The sequence below is a fragment of the Carnobacterium sp. FSL W8-0810 genome (assembly GCF_038007125.1).
Classification (GTDB): domain Bacteria; phylum Bacillota; class Bacilli; order Lactobacillales; family Carnobacteriaceae; genus Carnobacterium_B; species Carnobacterium_B inhibens.
This window is the reverse complement of sequence record NZ_JBBOWO010000001.1, coordinates 901,167-923,731: the sequence shown is the minus strand read 5'-3', so window position 1 is coordinate 923,731 and position 22,565 is coordinate 901,167. Positions and strand designations below refer to the sequence as shown.

Below are 22,565 nucleotides of genomic sequence, written 5' to 3'. Positions count from 1 at the left end.
AGCAATACTTTCTAGTAAAGTACGTGTAAAATAATCTCGTGTATAATTGGAATCTTTGTTGATAAAAGTACTACTTATCTTTTGTTTTAATTTTAATGATTGTACTTAATTCTCGATTATTTTCAACCATTCTTCTGCAATTTTACCATGTCCAGCAACAGTAGGATGCACTCCATCTTCTCCGGTCAAATATTGGTAACTACTCTTAATTCCGGTAGAGTGGAAAACTCCATCTAGAGAAACAAATTCATCTGCATACTCATTTGCAAGTTCACGAATAATTTGAATGCGTTGATCTAAATCATAACGCCATTCTCTTCTATCTGCTGGATAAGGAAGTAAAAATGGTTCAACTATTACAATTTTAGCTTTTGTTTTTTCTTTAACCTGTGTCAAAATATCTTGGTACTTTGATTTAAATTGTATCATTGATTCACTAGAGCCAGATACATCTGTCCCCATATTATGCCATGTATCATTTATTCCGATTAAAATAGAAACAACATCCGGTTGAGTACGTAAACAATCGTTCAGCCAACGTTCCTGTAAATGTGAAACACGATCTCCACTGATTCCTCGATTCACTACCTTTAAATTTAGTTCAGGGTAAATAGCTAATAGGCGTCCTGCAATCATTAGGGGATAACCATAACCTAAGTGGTGAGAATCATTTCTATCTCTCCCAGCATCTGTAATACTGTCCCCGATAAATAATATCGTATCATTTGCTTCAAGCTTCATAAAAAACCTCCTAAATATTCTCTATCTTATGTAGATTAAGTTACTCATAAAACAGGTGAAATACACTGACGATTATCCATTTTATCCGTGTATGCGCTATCAATAATTATATTCTATTAAATAACAATGTAAAGAATTATCATAAATTTAATTGTAGTTATTTTGAAAAAAAATTAAAATAGTATAAAAAATAAGTAGAGACTAGCATGTAATGCATCTTCGATTTTTCATAGAAATTACTCAACATAAAATGAAAAAGTCGTCTGTTTTTTATAAATTTCACTGGGATTTAGAATGATCATCGGTAACCCCTCGTGATGTAAAGAAGCTGGAGATGATTGTGTTTCAAAACAGACTCCTGAATATTTTTTTGAACTTCCACCATCTAATTCAAGTCCTTTTACTATATTTTGTCCTGTATATAACACCATACCTGGCTGGTCCGTTTCAATTGTAAGAACTCTGCCGCTGTTCTTATCTCTAACAATGACATTTTTTTCTTTAGTATGGTCAAATAAAAAATAATGATCATAGCCATTACCCACTATTTTATTCTGTTCTGAACCAGCAACCATGCCGTTCTTTAATTCTCTTCCTTCTCGAAAATCAAATAATGAATCCGTTGCATCTATTATTTTCCCGGTAGGAATGAGTCCACTGTTCAGCTCAAGAAATTGATGGCTGTCTACCATCAATTGATGAGTATGGACAGTATTATTTGTATCACCCGTTAAATTAAAGTAGGAATGATTAGTCAACGTTATGGGTGTGGTTTCATCGGTAGTTGCCTCATAATCTATCATTAACTGGTTCTTATTAGTCAACGTATACGTAACAGCTACTGTTGCATTTCCCGGATAGCCATTTTCCCCATCTTTTCTTACATAACTTAGCGTAACACCTGCTTTATCATCTGTTTTAATTGTTTCAGTTTCCCAAATCACACGATGAAATGCATTTGATCCGCCATGAAGATGATGATTCCCATCATTCTGTTCCAACCCGAAATTTTTATTTTTTAGAGTAAATTCTGCTTCTTTGATTCTGCCTGCAACGGGACCAATTACAGCACCTAAAAAATTTGGATCTGATTCATAATCTTTGTAATCGGCATAACCTAAAACAATATTTTTTTTATTCTGGTTTTTATCTGGAACTAAAATTTTTGTAATGATTCCTCCATAATTTAAAAATTGGACTTCCATCCCATTATCATTAGTTAGAGTAAAAAGTTTCCAACGATCATTTACCGTACGTATCGTAATATCCATAGTGTCAACTCCATTTAGTAGTTTTATACAGTAATCATTTAAAAAGAGTGGTTCCATCCTCAAATGAAATACCACTCTTACTATGAAAACTTGATAGAATAAAACATTATAATGTTGCTTTCCCTTCAATTAAATGGTCATTTGAACTGCTGATACCAATTAATATTAATGGAAGAAATCTTTGGTAGCCGGATAAATTTCTCTATACTTTTTATAGCTATTTTTATACTTTTCTACATTTTCTGGTATAGAATGAATTTCGTCTTTGTAGGAAACAACCACAGATGCACATTCTTTTAAATCAGCAAACCAACCTGCCCCAACAGCTGCTATCATGGCAGCTCCCATAGCCGGTCCTTGCTCAGTTGACATTGTGACAATCGTTGCATCGAAAATATCTGCTTGTATCTGCAGCCAATCTTTATTTTTTGCTCCCCCACCGACAGAAATAATTCTTTTGAAGGATTTCCCTGACTTTTCTTCCATTAAAACCTGTGAATCTTTTAGTGAAAAGGTAATACCTTCCAACACAGCACGTGTAAAATGATCTCGTGTATGATTGGTATTAATGCCGATAAAAGAGCCTCGAACTTTACTATCCACATGCGGTGTGCGTTCGCCTACGATATAAGGCGTAAAATACAATTCCATTGAACCTGCTGGGATTTCCGCTACACCCTGTAACAATTCATCATATATTTCGTTTTTTGCAAATGTATTTTTGTACCAAGTTAAACTATGTCCTGCTGCTAATGTAACGCCCATTGAGTAGTAAGCATCTTTTACAGCATGGTTAAAGTAATGCAAGTCGCCTTCATATTGTTTGTCACCTGTTTCTTCATAAGATAAAAACACGCCTGACGTTCCAATACTTGCTAAAGCTACGCCATCTTTCACAATACCTGCTCCTACAGCAGCACATGCGTTGTCGGCTCCTCCTGCAAAGACTTCAATTCGACCTTGAAGACCCAATCTTTCAAGTAGTTCCTCCCGCACTGTCCCAATACTGTCTGTAGAATAAACTAGTGGAGGGCAAATACGTTCTTCTATTTCAAAAGTATCTATTATCTTTTTACTCCAACACTTCTGTTCAACATCCAATAACAACGTACCAGCAGCATCTGAATATTCCATCTGTTGATTGCCTGTCAACCAATACCCTAAGTAATCTTTAGGCAATAAAAAATGCGCAACTTGTTGCCAAATCTCAGGTTCTTTCTCTTTTACCCATAATAATTTTGGTAATGTAAATCCTTCTAATGCGCGATTTTTTGTAATACTGATCAGGTCATCTTTTAGTGTTTCGGTAATTTCTCGACATTGTTCAGTTGTTCGCACGTCATTCCATAAGATAGCATTTCTCAATACGTGATTTTTATTGTCTAGAAGAACTAAACTATGCATTTGGCCTGAGAAACTGATACCATCAATTTTTGACGCTGCATCTGGAATTTCTTTAACAATACTTTGAATCACTTGTTCAGCAGCTTTTAGCCACTCTTCCGGGTCTTGTTCACTATACCCAGATTGTGGAGTTATCAACGGGTATTCAGCGGACTTGGTAGTAATAATTGTTCCGTTTTTTGTCATCAGTAATCCTTTTAGCGAACCTGTTCCTAAATCTAAACCTAATACATATGGCATCTTTTTTCTCCTCACTTTGCTTTAACAGTTTTTTTATTTTAGTAAAAGTACCAAATATTAGAATAAACAAAAGTCTTTTACAGCAGGAGTAAGATACTTAATCTTAAGCTACTATAAAAGACCAGTCGTATAACCTAACTTAATTCTAATGATTAGTTTTAAACTTTTATTACTCTTAACTTAATTGATTACTTTTCTTTGTAAGAAAAATAATCAAAGTCAGCTTCTAATTCATATCCTGAGTAATCAATATTCGCCATTCCTACAAACGCTCCTGTGAAAAAGCCTCCATAAGTTTGATTCACATAGTCATCGGATAAAATCTTAGCATCTAATTCCACTGGAATATCCATCCACTCTATTCCATCGAAGGAATAAGCATACGTATAATGATCCGTGCGCACCTTTACTTTAAAGTATACATATTCTACATTTTCCGGAACTTTGATGGCTTCTTCTTTAAGAAAACTTGTAAAGTTTCCACGATCATTTTGTGTGACCTCAATCACTCGTCCATTGATTTCATTCCATGTAACTTGGATCATTGACCAATGTTGAGTATTGTAGTAATTTACTAATCCAGCCATTTGTTGATGATTCTCCGGTTGGTAGCTGACAGCTGTTTCTGCATCAAACTCAAAAGCTTGCCAACGACGAGCCACTAGGGCTTGTTCGTGTTCATTTGTGAGAGAACCACGGCCTATCAAACGGAGGTGTCCAGGATTAGCTGTTAAAGATCCTAAATAGTCGTTAAAAGGAACTCTTAAAGTATTAAAATGGATGTTTAATTCTTTTTCATCAAAATTATCTTTTTCAAGATAGTTTAATTCAAAAGGCATTTCAATGGCGTCTTTTGGTGCTTCAACTTCTTTTGCACCTTGTTTTCCACCGACGATCATTGGCCACTTTTCTTCGTCCCATCCTACTTTTTGAATAGCTGTTTCTCTGCCTAAAGTACACCATCCTCTAGGTTCAGTTGCTGATTCTGTTGCATGATGCCAAGGGCGGCCGGTTAGATGGGCAAAATACCATTCTCCACTAGGTGTTTCAACTAAAGCCCCATGTCCGCACTTTTGAAGATAATTTTTCGGAGAGTCATAAGCCGTTAAGAAGGCTTCACCAGGTTGAGTTTCGTACATTCCATAAAGTTCTTTTGAACGAGCTACGACTTCTTGATGAGTATAAACTGTTCCGCCTTCTGCAGCAAATAGATAATAATATCCAAACATTTTATAGATATGCGGCCCCTCAACTAATTTAACATCGGTGCCTTTATAAATAATTTTTGCAGTTTTAGGAAGAAGTTTTTGTTGTTCAACTGAATACTCTGTCAGTTTGATTCCATTAAAAGCATGACGATACTCACGGTGATCCCATTCCATTTGGACAAGATACTTTTTCCCATCATCGTCATGAAATAAAGAAGCATCAAATCCCACACCATTTAATTTGATTGGATCACTCCATGGTCCATAAATATTTTCAGCAGTTGTTAAGTAATTCGTTCCATCTTTAAATGGTCCTTCTGTGATTTTTACATCCGTGTACACTAACCAAAACTTGCCATCCGCATACGAAAGGTCAGGGGCCCAGATTCCACCAGAATCTTTGTTGCCTTTCATATCTAGTAAGGTTGTTGTTGACAAGGGGTGTGTAATTAATTGCCAATTAACTAAATCCTTTGATTCATGAATCTGAACTCCAGGAAACCATTCAAATGTAGAGTTTGCAATGTAATACGTATCGTCTACTCTAACGATTGAGGGATCTGCATTAAAACCTTTTAATACAGGGTTTTTGATAATCATTTCTTACCTCCTTATTGGTAGTGTTTCTTAAATTAAGTAATCATTTAATTTTGATTTGATGTGTTCGATATGAGATGATTCATTTTTGACATCGTCATGTGCCAAAGCATAAGTTGTTAATGTTTCTAAATCTGTTTTCCCAGATAGAATATCTGAACCGATGCCAGTTTCATAACTTGCATAACGTTTTTCTTTTAATTCATCTAAGAAACGTGTTTCTTTTATTTTAGCAGCTGCTTTTAATCCTCTAGCAAAGGTATCCATTCCTGCTATATGTGCTAAGAATAAATCTTCCATTTCAAATGATGTACGGCGTACTTTTGCATCAAAGTTGATTCCGCCAGGTTCGATACCGCCGTTTTCCAAGAATTCAACCATAGCTAATGTTACAGAGTAAACATCTGTTGGAAATTCATCTGTATCCCATCCTAAAAGTATATCACCTTGATTCGCATCCAGTGATCCCAACGCATCATAGTTACGTGCTACATTCATTTCGTGTTCAAATGTATGTCCAGCTAAGGTCGCATGGTTTGCTTCTAAATTCAACTTGAAACGATCAGTTAAATCGTATTTTTGTAAGAATGACATACTCGTAGCTGCATCAAAATCATATTGATGTTTCATAGGTTCTTTTGGTTTAGGTTCTAATAAGAACATAAGCTCTTCGTGACCAATTTTGTTCGAATAGTCAATTGACATATGATAAAGACGAGCAATATTTTCTTCTTCTAATTTCATATTTGTATTGATTAGATTTTCGTAACCTTCACGTCCACCCCAGAATACAAAGTTTTTACCGCCTAGTTTTTTACTGATGTCTATCCCTTTTTTCACTTGTGCAGCAGATACAGCATAAACATCTGCATTAGAACTTGAAGCAGCACCATGAACATAGATTGGATTAGAATGTCTGTCAGCTGTATTCCAAAGTAATTTGATTCCTGTTTGATCCATTTTTTCTTTAATAAGATCTGTGATCATATCTAAATTTGTGAAAAATTCTTCTAGTGATCCCCCATAAGGAGCTACATCCATATCATGAAAACAGAAGTATTCAACTCCTAATTTTTCAAAAAATTCAAATGATGCTTCTACTCTGTTTTTTGCTGTTTCCATTGGATCATCCGTTAACCAGTCTCTTTGATTAACGCCTTTACCAAATGGATCTGATCCATCATTTGTAAATGTGTGCCAATAAGCTACTGAAAAGCGTAAATGTTCTTTCATTGTTTTTCCTAATACTACTTCTTCCGGATTGTAATGACGGAAAGCGAATGGGTTTGTTGATTCGGCACCTTCGTATTTGATTTTATTGATTGATGGAAAATATGTCATAATTGATAGTCCTCCTAATTTTTGTTCATATTATAAATCTTAAACCATAGTTTGTTTGTACGAAATACAAACTATGGTTATCATAATATCTTATTTTTATTTTGTCAACGTTCTCATTAAATTCACTCTCTTTATTACCGAAATAAATTTCTAAAACAAATAACGTTCAATATATTATTTTTCTAAAAGACTTATTATTTATTATATATAGATCCAAACAATCTTATTATTCAGTCTGAGTTGTTGATTGTTCGCTTTTTTCTAGTCCATAAGCTTCTATATCTTCTGCTTTAACATAGTTAACATCAATAGGAATTGTTGGAGCAATTTCTTCTCCTTCTATTGACTTAACTAAGTTTTCAATAACTTCAACGCCAATTGTGTAGGCATCTTGATCTACAATTCCAGTAATACGTCCGTCATCAATACCTTGGTTCCATGTCTCTGTGTAATCAAAACCATAGTGAAGGATTTTCCCAGCTTTATTTTGAGAAGCGAGCGCTTCCATAACTCCGACGTCTGGTCCTTCTGAACCTAGTGAGAATACAGTTACTAAGTCATCATTTGAAATAATTTGCCCCTCCAATTGTTCTTTAGATACCGCTGATTGGTCTTTATCTTGGATAGTTTCTAACCACGTAAAGTTATCTGTATCTTCTCCCATAACTTCTGCAAATCCTTCTTTTAATCCTTTTTCTCTGGCGATCATTGTTGGTTGAGCTCTATCAACACAAACTATTGTCACTGATCCTTTTGTAATCCCCTTTTCTTTCATTTCTTCTGCTGCTTGACGACCTAATTCTTTTCCAGCTAGTACATTATCGGTACCAACATAAGCAACACGATCTTCTTCATTTTCTACATCAGCATCAAATGTTATTACTGGGATTTCAGCATCTTTTGCTTCTATAATTGGATTCTTAAACATATTTTGTTCAATAGGAGCAATCGCGATACCAGCAGCATCACTTGCAACTGCTTCTCTTATAAAACCGATATGCTTCTCATTTTTTTGTGATTCTGCCGGTGGACTTGTTTTTACAATTAATTCATAACCTAATTTCTCAGCCGTTTCTTCTGCTCCAGCTCTCATTGGATTCCAATATGCTCCTGTATCAACAATTGGTATAAAATATAGTGTTTTATTTTCTGTATCATTACTAGCTGCTTCTTCAGAATCAGCGTTACCACAACCGCCTATTACCAATATACTTACTACTAATGATGACAATAAAATTTTACTTTTTTTTAACATAACTATTCTCCCCTTTAATTTTATGATTTTTTATAAGTTTGTATGTCAATTATTTTTTTCTGCTTTACGTCTAAAGTAATCTACTACCAATGCAAAGATGATTATGCCTCCTGTAACAGCTTGTTGCATAAAGGCATTTACTCCCATAATAGACAATCCGTTATTAAATATTTGTAAAGTAAAGATACCTACAACTGCACCTCCTATTGTACCTACACCACCACTAAATTGGATACCACCCATAATCGCAGCAGCCATAGCTAGTAAATCTAAACCTTGACCTTCATTTGGTCCTCCAACATTTAAGTTAGACATTAATAATACTCCAGCTACTGCTGCTAAAATACCTTCTATCATAAATATCTTCACTACATGTTTATCAGTATCTATACCAGAAAGTCTAGCAGCTTCTGGATTTGAACCAACTATATATGAATGTATACCTAAACGCGTATTTTTCATAATATAAGCAAAAACTATAACTAATATGATGAATATAAGAGTACTGCTATATATAACATTTCCAAATATATTTGTAGATGCAAGTTTTCCAAACCAATCCGTCACACCTGTAACATATATACCATCCGTAATAAACATAATTATCCCACGAATAATATAACTAGTTCCTAATGTTAAAATGAATGCCGGTAGATTTAATTTTTTAATTAGTAAGCCATTTATAGTTCCAAAAAATGCTCCCGTCATCATTGCGACTACTATTACTATTATTGGATTCCATCCCAGTGTAGATAAGTATGCTGCTGCAGTTCCGGAAAAAGCAGCAATGGATGCTATAGACAAATCTACATATCCATTAATTAATACCATTGCATATGCAACGGTTAAAATACCTACAGAAGGAATTTGGCGAAAGAAATTAGCCATATTTGCTTGAGTTAAAAAAACCGGGCTAGAAAACGAAAAGAATATTAATAACAAAATTAAAACGATATAAACAGAATATTTTAAAAGAATCGATTGAATTTTGTCTTTGAGTTGAACTTTGTCTTTAGGTTGAACTTTGTCTTTTGATATTACATTTTTCATAACTATATTCACTCCTAACTTTAGATACTAACATTGTATTGATTAGTTGACTCCCACCGTTGCATATTTCATGATTTTTTCTTGCGTTGCTTCTTTAGCTTTTAATTCTCCAGTAATCTTACCTTCGCTGAATACATATATTCGATCACAAATACCAAGTAATTCTGTCATATCTGATGAAACAACTAAAATTGTTTTTTTATCTTTTGCAAGATTAGTAATTATTTTATATATTTCAGATTTTGCTCCAACATCTATCCCTTTTGTAGGTTCATCGAATATATATATATCACTATTCGTATTTAACCATTTAGCTAAAACCACTTTTTGTTGATTGCCTCCAGATAAATTAAAAACTGGATTGTTTTTATCACTTATTTTAATATTCAAATTTTGGATTAAGTTATTCGCATTCTCTTCTATTTTATTACGATTAATAATAAAGTCATTGAATGCAGCCAAATTAATATTATCTTTTATAGATAAATTTAATGCTAGGCCTTGATTCTTTCTATCTTCTGTTAATAAAGACAAACCATTATTTATTGCATCCTTTGGAGAGTTTATTTCAACTGGATTTCCATTAACTTTCACTGTACCTTCTTGCAACTTATCAGCACCGAAAAGTAACCTCATTGTCTCTGTTCTTCCACTACCAATCAAACCTGAAAAGCCGACGATTTCTCCTTTCCTGGCATTAAATGTAACCGACTTAACTTTACCGTATTTGTCTTTCAAATCAATTGCCTCAATATTTATGTCTCCAACATCAGTTTCTTCTTTTCTATATAAATCATCTAAATCACGACCAACTAACTGTTTAATAATATCCTCAGTAGTTAAGTTTTCAACATAATCCGTAGAAATATATTGGCCATCTCGTAATACCGTAAGACGGTCACACAATTCATGTATTTCGTCCATTCTATGTGTAATATATATACTTGAAATTCCTTTGTCTTTCAACGCATTAATTACAATAAATAATATTTCAACGTCATGATCTGAAAGTGATGTCGTTGGCTCGTCAAAAATGATAGCTTTTGCATTTAAACTGATGGCTTTTGCGATTTCTACTAATTGTTTATTAGCCGTTGATAATTTTTCTACTATATCTGTAGGCTTGAAACTTGCACCTAATAAGTTAATTAATTCTTGAGTATCCTCGTACAATTTGTCATAGTCAATAATACCTAATTTCTTATTTTTACAAGGCAAACGTCCTATATATACATTCTCGGCTACACTAACAGATTCTGCTAGATTTAGTTCTTGTTGAACAAATCCTATACCTAATTCTTTCGCCAAATCAGGAGACATATTATCTATTTCTCTTCCTTCAAAAATAATTTCCCCACTATCTTTAGGTATTGCACCTCCAAGAATGTTCATTAAGGTAGATTTTCCAGCTCCGTTTTCTCCTACTAACGCATGTATCTCTCCTTTTTTCACTTCTAATTGAACATCTTTAAGGACTTTAACTTTTCCAAAGCTTTTATTAATGTTTTGCATTGAAAATAGACTCTCCATAATTAAAACTCCTCAACTTCAGAGAACGTATTTAATCATTCTCCATATTTAAAATAATTAAAAGCAACCTCTAATTAATAGTCAGAATAATCAATATTTGCTATTCCTACAAAAGCTCCAGTAAAGAATCCTTCGTATGTTTGATTGATGTAATCATCACTAAGAACTGTTGCATCAAGTATAATATCTAATTCATGTCATTTTCCTTTATCAAATAAACAAGTACAAGTGTAAGTGTCTGTGTCAGTTCTAACAATTGTTTTGTAGTATATATATTCGCCATTATCTGGATCTAATATTGATTTTTCTTTTAACCTACTTCTGAGAAAATAACTTATAAAGCTTCCTCCTTCGCATTGATAAAAAGTATTTTAGTTAAGTTAGTAAGGTTAACTAACTTACAAAAAAAGTATATATTAGAGCATACTTTTTGTCAAGCGCTTTCATAATAGTTTTTCTCGAAAAAAATAAGAATGTTATTACTATACAACAACTATTTAATTCATAATTTTTCTAAAGAAGATAATATATGAGATGGAGAAAAAACTGCTACCTTATATATTGAATGTTATAGTTAAAAATGAAGCTATGCTACAAAATAATATAATAGATAATAGAATGTCTCTAAGACTATCTTTCTAAGGAATTTATAAGAAAAAGGAACAACTTCACCTAATTTTTTGACAAAAATATTCCTATATAAAATTTTATAAATAATTTAAGTCATAGATATATCATAAGTTCTAAAATTATGGTATGTTTAGTTTGTTAGTCAAATAAACTACTCTTCGTTACCTATAAAAAAATTTCATTAAATTTTTTTTATAGGTAACAGCGTCTGGTAAAATATACCGACTTAAAAAATCTAAATATAAAGGATTGATTTCATGATTGCAGATAAATATACAATCAGGGAACAAAATGAAGCAATGGTATTATCTAACATTATTAATCATTCAGAAATTTCTCGTTCTGCAGTTTCTCAAAATACCGGCTTAAATAAAGCCTCTATTTCAGAAATCGTAAAAAAATTTATCAATGATAAATTAATCAATGAAATTGGAATTGGAAGTAGTTCTGTGTCTGGAGGAAGAAAACCTATCTTGTTACAACTAAACAAGAAGGCAGGAGTTTCTTTGGGTATTGATATCGGCTATGATTACGTTGCTTCTATGTTGACCTATCTAAATGGAGAAATTGTCAAAGAAAAAAGTTCAACAGGTGTTTTAGTGACCAAGGAAAATGTAATATCAATTATAAAAGATATTATCGATTCGTATACCGATTTGGCGTCTAACTTTCCTTATCAGATTATTGGTATCACGTTAGCAGTACATGGAATCGTTTTCGAAAAAAAAATTGTGTTCACTCCTTATTATGATTTAGATAAGCTCGACTTACTTGAAGAGCTATCTAAAATTACAACTATTCCAATTTATATGGAAAATGAAGCCAATTTAACTTCGCTTGCTGAAAATACTTTTTCAACAAAAAAAAGCAATCTCATTAGCGTAAGTATTCATAGCGGTATCGGAGCTGGTATTATTATGAATGGCTCATTGTATTGTGGCAGACATGGAAGAAGTGGAGAAATTGGACATATGATACTTCACCCACATGGCTTGTCATGCCCTTGTGGGAACCAAGGTTGTTTCGAACAATATTGCTCAGAAAAAGCAATACTTAACCATTTTCGTCTTATAAAAAATGATTTTTCATTGAACCTTGATGATTTAGTAAATGAATATAGAAACAATGATACTCAAACTGTTTCTCTTATTAAAGATCTTATTGATCATTTAAGTATCGGCATCAATAACCTTATTGCTACCTATGGTCCTGAAATAATCTATATCAACAGTTCCTTAACGAGAAAAATCCCAGAAATATTACTTGCAGTAAAAAATAATATGGTAAGTTCCTTTAATAAAAATACACCTTTATTCGAATCACAACTTGGAGCTAAAGCTACCCTTTTAGGAGCTTCTTCCCTAGCTATTAAAAATTTCCTGCGAGTAGAAAACTTAGATTTCCAATTGAATAGTGGAGCTATTTATAAGTTGCAATCTTCTAAATAAAAAATAATGTACCTCAAAGTTTTAATTATTCTAACTTGAGGTATATTTTTTAGAGAAAACTATTTTTAACAATTTTATAAAACTTACTGTACAAAGAGCACTTCTGATAATTTAATTTTGTTTTATATAATACATTATAAGTTTATATCTAACGCTTAATATCAGTATAACTCCTCTTTTGCTTATGATATGATTACCATAACTACATCACTAAAAGATGAAGCAGGAGGAAAATATGACAAAATTTATAATCACCACCGAAAGCGGTTCTGATATATCTCCAGAGCTTATCGAGCGTTACAATATTCATGTTATTCCAATGCATGTTACCATGGGTTCAGAGACGTTTGATGATGGAAGCTTTGACGTTGAAGACGTTTATCATTTTTATGATCAAACAGGCACCTTGCCAAAAACTGCTGGAACGACTCCACAAGATAACAGCGTTGTTTTCGAGCGCATTTTGGCGCAGCACCCTGAAGCTCACATTATTCATATTGCATATTCAGCAGTTACTACAGTATCTTATACTTCATGCACTATAGCAGCTGAAGATTTTAATAATATTCATATCGTTGACAGCAAAAATGTTTCAGGCGGCCTAACTGCTGTGATTGTCGCAACCGCAAAATTTATTGAAAATAATCCCAGCACCACTGCGGAAGATATTGTTGCTTTTGTGGAAGATGTCCGCGAGCGGACTCGTTTTATTTTCTTACCACAATCATTACTTTACCTGAAAGCTGGAGGACGAGTTTCAAATGTAGCCTATCTTGGTGCATCTCTTTTGAACCTTCATCCTACTATTATTCTTAAGGACGGTTATTTAGTGGCTTCTAAAAAATATCGCGGGTCATTCGATCGCTGTTTGAAAAATACCGTTAAAGATTTCGTTAAGAACTATGATATTGATCCAGAAACAGTGATTATTGGTGGGACAAAAAGATTGAGTGAGAACCATAAACAACTCGCTAAAACTTTGTTACAAGAAGCAGGTTACAATGACCCATCTTGGTTCTCAGCTGGTGCTGTTATTTCAAGCCATGGCGGACCTGGAGCTTTTGGTATTATTGGGATCGAAAAGAAATAAATCATTAAAATTTCTATTTAAAATTAAATTGTTTAATCAAAAAACTAATATACCAAATCTGTTCACTTAAAGATTTGGTATGTTAGTTTTTTTTATAGATTTTTTTAATGTTTCTAAATAATTCCTTTCATTTTAAACAATGATTACAACTAGTTTCTTTCCCCACCTATCAGTATTTATCATTACTAAACCCACTATTGTTTTCTTATACTAAAATAAAACTTAAATAATTTTATTGACAATAAGTGTAGAAAGATGTTAAGTTTTAAAACGTAATCATTACGATTTGAAACTTGGAGGGTGAAATAAATGACAAAAAGATTAATTCAGTACATAGGACTGTTCACAGTTAGTATATTATTAGTAGCATGTGGAGAAAATGTTGCTTCAGACCAAGAGTCACAAAGTAGTATGAGTAATCAAGCTACTGAAAGTTATGAGAATCAAACCATTGAAATTGATGGTTTAGCAGATCACTACCATACAGGTGATCCTGTTGAACTAAGTGCTCTGCCAGAAAAAGAAACTGAAACAAGTCAGTGGCATTGGTATGCAAGAGAAAGCAAAGTAAGCGAATGGAAAGTTGTTTCTGGTCAAAGAACTAAAGACTTTATTGGAGAAGCTACTGCTGATGGATTAGAAATCAAAGCTACTTTAGTAGATCATAATGACGAACCTTATGCTGAATCGGAGCCTGTTAAAATTGTTATTGATGATCATCATGGCCATGATGAAGCGAGTAAACAAATCTATGCAGGTTATTTTGAAGATGACCAAGTAGAAAATCGTGAATTATCCGATTTTGAAGGAGAATGGCAATCTGTCTTTCCTTACCTTCAGTTTGGTGATTTAGATGAAGTTTTTGAACATAAAGCAGCAGAAAGTGACGCTATGACTGCTGAAGAATATAAAGCCTATTATACTATTGGGTATGAAACTACTGTTGATCAAGTTGTTATCAAGGGAGACCAAGTTACATTTTACGAAGATGGAAAAGAATATTCAGGAACTTATGAGAACGATGGCTATGAAATTCTTAATTACGAAAAGGGAAACAGAGGCGTACGTTTTGTCTTTAAGTTGGTTGACGGTTCAGACGAAATGCCTGAATACATTCAATTCAGTGACCACAATATTTTCCCGGAAGAATCTCACCATTATCATTTATTCTGGGGAGATGACAGAGACACTGTGTTAGAAGAGATGGATAACTGGCCAACTTATTATCCTGCTGACCTAGATGCAAGTGGACTTGTTCGGGATATGTTAGCGCACTAACCTATTTTAAATCCAGTCTTTTTAAACGTACTATTCATAAACAAACTTTTAATTAAATGATATCGATCCATTTGTTGAATGCGTTTAATAGATAAATTCAGGAGGAAAATATGAAAAGAAAATGGTTTGTTTCAAGTATGCTCAGTTTAGCTGCAGGTATGGTTCTTTTTGGATGTGGATCAGAGCAATCTGACAGCGAAACAAAGAATAAATCAGAATTATCAGTTGTAACAACTTTTTATCCAGTTTATGAATTTACAAAAGAAGTAGCTGGTGATCGCGCTGATGTTTCTATGATCATAAAACCTGGAACAGATGCTCACGATTTTGAACCAAGTGCTCGAGATGTTGCTTCTATAAATGATGCAGATGTGTTTGTTTATAGTAGTGGCGAAATGGAACCTTGGGTTGGAAGCCTTATGAGCTCTCTTGACAGCAAAGACCTTATTGCAGTTCGTACAGCTGATGCTGATAACTTTATTAGTACTGAAACGCATGAACATGAACAACAAGATAGCAGTGATCACAGTGAAGAGTTACTTGAAGTGGATGGAGATCTACCTACTACCGTTGAAATTAATGGACTAGCTGGTCACTACCATACTGGAGATATTGTTCAACTTGTTTCCGATTCAACTGAGATGAGAGATTCAACTGGCCTGCAGTGGTATATTCGTGAAGCTAACGCAGACTGGAAGGCCGTCTCAGATCAAACAAAGGAAACATTTGAATATGAAACAACTGGTGAAAGTTTTGACGTCAAAGTTGTCTTTTCTGACGAAGCTGGTACTCCATACGCTGAATCAGCTCCTGTTGAAATCGTTATCGATGATCACGAAGGTTCAGATCCTCACATATGGCTAGATCCAGTATTAGCTCAAGACCAAGTAACAGTCATCAAAGAGGCCTTGATTCAAGCTGACCCTGAGGGGAAAACTTATTATGAAGAGAATGCTGAAAAATTTATTTTAGAACTTCAAAATTTAGATGAAGACTATAAGGCAGCTTTGTCTTCCGCAACTAATCGTGTGTTTGTTGTTCAACATCAAGCATTTGGATATATTGCTCAGCGTTACGACTTAGAACAAATTGCTGTAGGAGGTATTTCTACTGAAGTAGAACCTAGCCCATCACGTATTGCGGAAATCAGTGAATTAGTTAAGGAATATGATGTTCCTGTTATTTATTACCAACAAGGAGCAGACTCTTCTATTGCTCAAACAGTAGGTCAAGAAACAAATACTGATATAGAAGTATTATTTGACCTTGAAAGTGTTTCTCAAAAAATGCAAGATGACGGTATGGATTATTTAAGTTTAATGCGTAAAAATTTAGAAGCTTTACAATTAAGTATTCACTAATTGGTGATTGAATGATTTTAATAAATTATTATCTAAAAGAGAGAATCCCCTTTTTCACAAGGGAGTTCTCTCTTTTTAATACTTAAATTCTAAGAAATAACAAACATATGGTACACTAAAGCTCTAAAATACTTTCTAGCTTTACTTTCAAAGAAATGGAGAATTGATAAAACTATGCAACATTCTGATTATAAACAGTTTTCTACAATTTGGATCGTCTTTATTGCCTTGTTTTCGTTTTTATACATACATCCACAATTAGTAGCTGCATCTGAATTACCAGAAGCTCCGTCCAATTTTTATTATTATGATGAACCTGGGATTTTGACTCCAGAAACAAAAGAACTTATTTTAACGATAAATGAACACTATGAACAAACTGCTGAGAAACCTCAAATAGTCGTAGCGGTCATCGATTCATTAAATGGAGAAACCGTTGAAGACTACAGTGTTGCCTTATTCGAAAAATGGGAAATTGGCAATGTTGACTATGATAATGGTGTCCTTATTTTATTAGCATTAGAGGAACGAGAAATTCGAATTGAAGTTGGTTATGGTTTAGAAGGTACTTTAACAGATGGGAAAACCGGGAAAATATTAGATGATAATCTAACTTATTTAAGCAACAATTTATTCGATGGTGGACTCCAGGAAATATTTAGAGATACTGTAACCGAAGTAAACGCTGAATACCACTATGAAATTGAAGAGTCTAGTACTTCAGTAGTCACGGAAACACCCATCACTCCTCCACGCGATAATGGTTTTATTCCCTCCACTCTCCGTTTTTTTAAGAGTTTAAAACCATTTAACGTGCTTATTATTATTGTATGTATCGGTTTTGCTATTTTCACACCGGGTAGTCGCGGGAGTTCAAAAGGTGGAAGAAATAGAAAACGTTCTGGAAGCAGAAAGAAGTCAAATAGGCGTTCTGGTGGCGGTGGTCGTTCCGGTGGTGGCGGTTCTAGCCGTAAATTTTAAAACAACTCAAAATCTATTAGTTCTATTGACAGTTCATCTAATTTTTTGTTACTATAGCTATTAAATTGATAACGTTTGGTTTGCTGCCGAGTAAACCTAAGATATACGTATTTTCTACTCCGATAGGCCCTGCAGGAGTAGAAACTGCGTGTATCTTTTTTTATGTTTAGGAGGAGATTATTATTTTTTCACTGATTAGTTTGACCGTTGTTACTAGTTTTATAGATTCTTTCAATCCCTTTGCTATCGCTCAACAATTTACTTTACAAGGTTTATTAAAAAAGACACACCACATTTGGTATTACATTGTAACGTTGTTTTTAACAAACTATTTAGCTAGCTTCGTTTTCTATACCGGTGTATCCATTTTAAATGAACAGTTTTTAACAACCTATTGGACGATGCTTAAATTTCCAACTGCAATCTTAGCCTTTATTGCTGGTAGTATTCTTATTTGGTACAGTATTCGTTCTTTTTTAATCAATTGGAAAACTAGACAGTTTCTTATGGATAAGAGTGATAATGAGTCAAAAGAACTAGAATTGAAGTTTTCTGAAAAAAAAATCACTCCAGCTTCTTTGATAGGTATTGGTTTTACAACTACGGTCGTTGAATTTTCAACCGCTGCTCCTTTTATTGCCTATTTGACAGTTGTTCAGCAATTCCAACCGACACTTGGCCAATTATTATTGCTACTACTGATCTATAACCTTATTTTTTCTTGGCCGTTATTTGCCTTGTATTTCTTATTTGTAGGCTTTCAAACAACTTTTGAAAAGATATACACACGTATGAACTTTGTGCTACAAATGGTTTCAGCCTTTTTATTGCCTATTTTATTTTTCATTATTGCGCTTTTATTAATAGCCTATGCAGGAAATAGTTTTTTTTAACTTGTATAAATTGTAAATAGCTTGTCTAGTTGATTCAAATGATTATTCTATTTCAAAGTAATTTCTTTGTTTAACGGCTTCTAGCTAACATATTCGATTTAAAATCTTGTCAATAGATTATTAAACGGGTTTTAGTTAAACTAACATAAAGAATGACTAAAAAATAATTTAGACAAACTATTGGAGGGATTCTTATAATTAGCAATAAGTGGTGGGAAAAAGCGATCATTTATCAAATTTATCCAAGAAGTTTTAAAGATACAACGAATAATGGTATTGGAGATATACAAGGGATAATGCAACATTTACCCTATCTTCAGCAATTAGGAATTAATACACTGTGGGTTAATCCGGTCATTGAATCTGCACAAGAAGATTACGGGTATGATGTTTCTGATTACTATGCTATTGATCCGCTTTTCGGTACTATGAATGAGGCTAAAGCGTTTATTAAAGAAGTACATAAACGTGATATGAAAATTATTTTTGATTTTCCATTGAACCATACATCTGCTCAACATTATTGGTTTCAAGAAGCTCTTAAAGGACCAGATAATCCTTATCGAGATTTTTATATTTGGGCAGATGCTCCAGAAGATAGGGAATTTCCTAATAACTGGGCTTCCAATTTTAGCGGCTCTGCTTGGACAAAAGAACCAAATGGAAATCAATTTTACTTGCATTTATTTAAAGAAAGCATGCCTGATTTGAATTGGGATAATTTAGCCGTTAGAAAAGCTATGCTGAGTGTCGCGAAATTTTGGGTAGATAATGGAATAGATGGCTTTCGATTTGATGCGTTTATCTATATTGATAAGCCAGAAGATTTACCTGATGATAAATCTGTTTCATCAGGCGAATTTGGCTCAGGACAACAAGTAACGGAATATGGGACAAACTTAAAAATTTATTTGCAGGAACTTATTAGCGAGCTGAAAAAACACAAAAAGGACCTTTTTATTATCGGAGAAGCAACCACAGCAGACAGCGATACTGCTTTAACGTATCTAGGTGCTGAAAACAACTTATTAGATGCTATTATTACTTTTACCTATTTTCCAGAAGTGGATGCTGAGAAAGATGCGCGTTTGCCTGCAAAAAAATTAGCAGGTCGTTTAGATAAGCAAAAGTTCAAAACAATCATGTCAGATTGGCAAAAAAAAGTAGCTGATAAAAAAGGCGCTATTCTTTATTGGAACAGTCACGACTCAGTAAGAGGTGTTTCACGGTTTGGTGATGATGAAGCATTTCGTGACAATAGCAGCAAAATGTTAGCAACTTTAATGTACCTTCAACAAGGCATACCTCTTATTTATTATGGAGAAGAAATAGGACAAAAAAACTTAGTCTATGAGGATATTGGAAAAATAGAAACTCCTGGAGTTGAGGATTTTTATACTAAAGCAAAAAAAATCGGTTATTCAGATGAATCCATTTTGTACCATTTAAATCATGTTGCAAAAGATGTAGCACGTGGCATTATGCAATGGGACAGCTCAAAATATGCTGGATTTTCTACAGTCAAACCTTGGATTGGTTGGTATCAGGAAGAAAAATACAACGTAGCCGATCAAGAGGCCGATTCAGACAGTATTTTAAACTACTACCGAAAATTGTTGTTTCTTAAGAAAGAAAGTCTATTTATCGATGGATCTTTCGATTTAAAAGATTCTAAAGAAACCTTGTACATCTACGAAAGATTACTTGAAGACCAAAAGGCTCTAATTTACTGTAATTTTTCTGATACTTCTGAAGTCGTACAAGTTGATCAAGAATTGCAAAAAAGTTGGTCCATTGCCATCCAAAACGACGGGAACTTGTTAGATGGAACGGCCTTAACTTTAGCTCCATTTGGCGCAATTGTGTTTCGAAAATAATTACTTTAATTATAAGCGTCAGTTTATTCTGAACCTATACTAGTTGGTGTTAATGAGTAAAACCATTAACACCTATTTTTGTTCTAAAATTTACCTCTTTTTAATATTTACTAAATTTTACTTGTATTTATTTACTAAATTAATTACACTAAGAATATCAAAACATTATTAAGGAGGATATACAAAATGAATTTAAACAACTTGAAAAAAAAATTCACCGAACTTTTTAAACAAACTGATATGGAAGCGTTTTTTTCTCCTGGGAGAATTAACTTGATTGGAGAACACACTGATTACAACGGTGGGAATGTTTTTCCATGCGCAATTACTTTAGGGACATACGGTTTAGCAGCAAAACGTGAGGATAAAACGCTTAACTTCTATTCTGAAAACTTTGCTGAATTAGGTATTATTTCTATTGATTTAGATAACTTAGAATACAATGCAGCAGATAGATGGACGAATTATCCTAAAGGAATGATCAAGTTTTTAAAAGAGTCTGGATATGATATCAATCAAGGACTAGATATTCTTTATTACGGTAATATTCCAAATGGAGCAGGTCTTTCCTCCTCCGCTTCGATTGAATTATTGACAGGATTTATAGTACAAACACTGTTTGGTTTAGACATCGATCGATTAGAGTTGATTAAAACTGGTCAACGAGTGGAAAATGAATTTATTGGGGTCAATTCAGGTATTATGGATCAATTTGCAGTAGGTAAAGGCAAAAAAGATACAGCTATTTTACTAGACTGCAACACTTTAGACTATGAATTGATTCCAGTAGTGTTAGAAAACCATTCAATTGTTATTATGAATACTAAAAAAAGACGTGAATTAGCTGATTCTAAATATAATGAACGTCGCAGTGAATGTGATCAAGCATTAGCAGAATTACAAAAAGTTCTTACTATTTCTTCATTAGGAGAATTAGATGAACAAACTTTTGATCAGCATCAATCTATCCTTTCAAATGAAACCATTCTAAAAAGAGCACGTCATGCTGTAACTGAGAACCAAAGGACACTTAAGGCATCCGTAGCTTTAAAGGCTGGAAATTTGGAAGAGTTTGGGCAATTAATGAATGAATCACATATTTCCTTGAGAGATGATTATGAAGTAACTGGTCCGGAACTGGACATAATGGTTCAAGCTGCTTGGGATCAGCCTGGAATTTTAGGGGCTCGAATGACAGGCGCTGGTTTTGGTGGGTGTGCCATAGCAATCGTTGAGAACAATAAAATAGATGAATTTATTGACCAAGTTGGCAAACAATACCTAGATCAAATTGGCTACCCTGGCGAGTTTTATATCGCTCAAATCAGTGATGGTCCTAAATTGCTTAAGGAGGAATCAGTATGACAGTCTTAGTATTAGGAGGAGCCGGCTATATCGGTTCTCATGCTGTTGATCAATTAATTGATCAACAATATGACGTAGCAGTAGTGGATAATTTACAAACTGGACACCAAGGTGCGGTTCATAAAAAAGCTCGGTTTTATCAAGGGGACATTCGTGACAAAATTTTTATGGAATCTATTTTTGAAAAAGAGTCGATTGAAGGAGTTATGCACTTTGCAGCGAATTCTTTAGTAGGAGAATCCATGCAGCAACCGTTACAATACTTTAACAATAATGTCTATGGAACTCAGGTCACTTTAGAAGTTATGCAGAAATTCGCTGTTAAATCCATTGTCTTCTCTTCTTCAGCTGCTACTTACGGCGAGCCAAAAGAAGTTCCAATTAAGGAAACTGCAGACACCAATCCTGAAAGTCCGTATGGAGAAACAAAATTGATGATGGAAAAGATATTGAAATGGTGCGACAAAGCATATGATATGAAATTTGTTGCTTTACGGTATTTTAATGTAGCTGGAGCAAAATTAGATGGCAGCATCGGTGAAGATCATTCTCCTGAGTCACATTTAGTTCCTCTTATTTTACAAACGGCTTTAGGACAAAGAAATGAATTAACCATTTTCGGAGACGATTATGCTACACCAGACGGTACTTGTATTCGTGATTATGTCCATGTAGTCGATTTAGTTGAAGCACATATCTTAGCACTCGAGTATTTGAAGGCTGGAAATCAAAGCACTGTTTTTAATTTAGGCAGCAGTACTGGTTTTTCAGTCAAACAGATGCTGGATACTGCACGTGAGGTTACTGAAAGAGAGATTCCTGCGACAGTAACCGCACGTCGAGCTGGAGATCCTAGTACCTTGATTGCTTCAAGCGAGAAAGCAAAAACTATTTTAAATTGGAAACCACAATACACAGATATAAAAGATATCATAGCATCAGCTTGGAATTGGCATAAAAACTCTCCTCATGGCTATACAGATAAACAAAAATTTTAGAAAGGAT

17 protein-coding genes are annotated in these 22,565 nt (G+C 33.8%); 9 read left to right on the top strand and 8 right to left on the bottom strand.

What is annotated here, in order from left to right; all coding sequences use genetic code 11:
* Window positions 1-105: 105 nt before the first annotated feature.
* The 8 genes from NST49_RS04510 to NST49_RS04475 form a co-directional block, all read right to left on the bottom strand.
* Window positions 106-741, bottom strand: a complete 636-nt coding sequence (locus NST49_RS04510; RefSeq protein WP_341047292.1) for an SGNH/GDSL hydrolase family protein — start codon at window positions 739-741, stop codon at window positions 106-108.
* 236 nt (window positions 742-977) lie between these two features.
* Window positions 978-2,012 carry an aldose epimerase family protein gene (locus NST49_RS04505; protein ID WP_341047290.1) on the bottom strand — a complete coding sequence of 345 codons (1,035 nt, stop codon included), beginning with the start codon at window positions 2,010-2,012 and terminating at the stop codon, window positions 978-980.
* Window positions 2,013-2,177: 165 nt separating this feature from the next.
* Window positions 2,178-3,656, bottom strand: coding sequence for a xylulokinase (gene xylB / locus NST49_RS04500; RefSeq protein ID WP_341047288.1), 1,479 nt, complete (start codon window positions 3,654-3,656; stop codon window positions 2,178-2,180).
* 188 nt (window positions 3,657-3,844) lie between these two features.
* Window positions 3,845-5,464, bottom strand: a complete 1,620-nt coding sequence (locus NST49_RS04495; RefSeq protein WP_341047287.1) for a glycoside hydrolase family 43 protein — start codon at window positions 5,462-5,464, stop codon at window positions 3,845-3,847.
* Window positions 5,465-5,491: 27 nt separating this feature from the next.
* On the bottom strand, window positions 5,492-6,802 hold the full coding sequence (xylA, locus tag NST49_RS04490; protein WP_251165746.1) for a xylose isomerase: 1,311 nt from the start codon (window positions 6,800-6,802) through the stop codon (window positions 5,492-5,494).
* 226 nt (window positions 6,803-7,028) lie between these two features.
* On the bottom strand, window positions 7,029-8,057 hold the full coding sequence (locus NST49_RS04485; RefSeq protein ID WP_251165747.1) for a sugar ABC transporter substrate-binding protein: 1,029 nt from the start codon (window positions 8,055-8,057) through the stop codon (window positions 7,029-7,031).
* 45 nt (window positions 8,058-8,102) lie between these two features.
* Entirely contained in the window at window positions 8,103-9,107 is a 1,005-nt protein-coding gene (locus tag NST49_RS04480) for an ABC transporter permease (protein ID WP_341047284.1), read from the bottom strand.
* Between the two features lie 42 nt (window positions 9,108-9,149).
* Window positions 9,150-10,637, bottom strand: a complete 1,488-nt coding sequence (locus NST49_RS04475) for a sugar ABC transporter ATP-binding protein (RefSeq protein WP_251165749.1) — start codon at window positions 10,635-10,637, stop codon at window positions 9,150-9,152.
* A gap of 887 nt (window positions 10,638-11,524) precedes the next feature.
* On the opposite strand from NST49_RS04475, the gene NST49_RS04470 reads away from it, so the two are divergent.
* From NST49_RS04470 to galE, 9 genes are all read left to right on the top strand, one after another.
* Complete coding sequence (locus tag NST49_RS04470) at window positions 11,525-12,715, top strand: ROK family transcriptional regulator (RefSeq protein ID WP_251165750.1); 1,191 nt, start codon at window positions 11,525-11,527, stop codon at window positions 12,713-12,715.
* 235 nt (window positions 12,716-12,950) lie between these two features.
* Entirely contained in the window at window positions 12,951-13,805 is an 855-nt protein-coding gene (locus NST49_RS04465; protein ID WP_341047281.1) for a DegV family protein, read from the top strand.
* Window positions 13,806-14,114: 309 nt separating this feature from the next.
* Window positions 14,115-15,083: a metal-binding protein ZinT gene (locus NST49_RS04460; protein ID WP_341047279.1), complete on the top strand. Its 969-nt coding sequence runs from the start codon at window positions 14,115-14,117 to the stop codon at window positions 15,081-15,083.
* 110 nt (window positions 15,084-15,193) lie between these two features.
* Window positions 15,194-16,444, top strand: a complete 1,251-nt coding sequence (locus NST49_RS04455; protein WP_341047276.1) for a metal ABC transporter solute-binding protein, Zn/Mn family — start codon at window positions 15,194-15,196, stop codon at window positions 16,442-16,444.
* 174 nt (window positions 16,445-16,618) lie between these two features.
* Window positions 16,619-17,425 (top strand): TPM domain-containing protein, encoded by an 807-nt coding sequence (locus NST49_RS04450; RefSeq protein ID WP_341047275.1) that lies wholly within the window; start codon window positions 16,619-16,621, stop codon window positions 17,423-17,425.
* A 200-nt stretch (window positions 17,426-17,625) separates the two neighbouring features.
* Entirely contained in the window at window positions 17,626-18,318 is a 693-nt protein-coding gene (locus NST49_RS04445; protein ID WP_251165755.1) for a hypothetical protein, read from the top strand.
* A 179-nt stretch (window positions 18,319-18,497) separates the two neighbouring features.
* The gene (locus NST49_RS04440) at window positions 18,498-20,195 is read left to right on the top strand and encodes an alpha-glucosidase (protein WP_341048665.1); all 1,698 of its coding nucleotides are present in this window, start codon (window positions 18,498-18,500) and stop codon (window positions 20,193-20,195) included.
* A gap of 186 nt (window positions 20,196-20,381) precedes the next feature.
* On the top strand, window positions 20,382-21,560 hold the full coding sequence (locus tag NST49_RS04435; RefSeq protein ID WP_251165757.1) for a galactokinase: 1,179 nt from the start codon (window positions 20,382-20,384) through the stop codon (window positions 21,558-21,560).
* Window positions 21,557-22,558, top strand: a complete 1,002-nt coding sequence (gene galE, locus NST49_RS04430) for a UDP-glucose 4-epimerase GalE (RefSeq protein ID WP_301426424.1) — start codon at window positions 21,557-21,559, stop codon at window positions 22,556-22,558. Before NST49_RS04435 ends, galE begins: the two co-directional genes overlap by 4 nt.
* Window positions 22,559-22,565 lie beyond the last annotated feature (7 nt).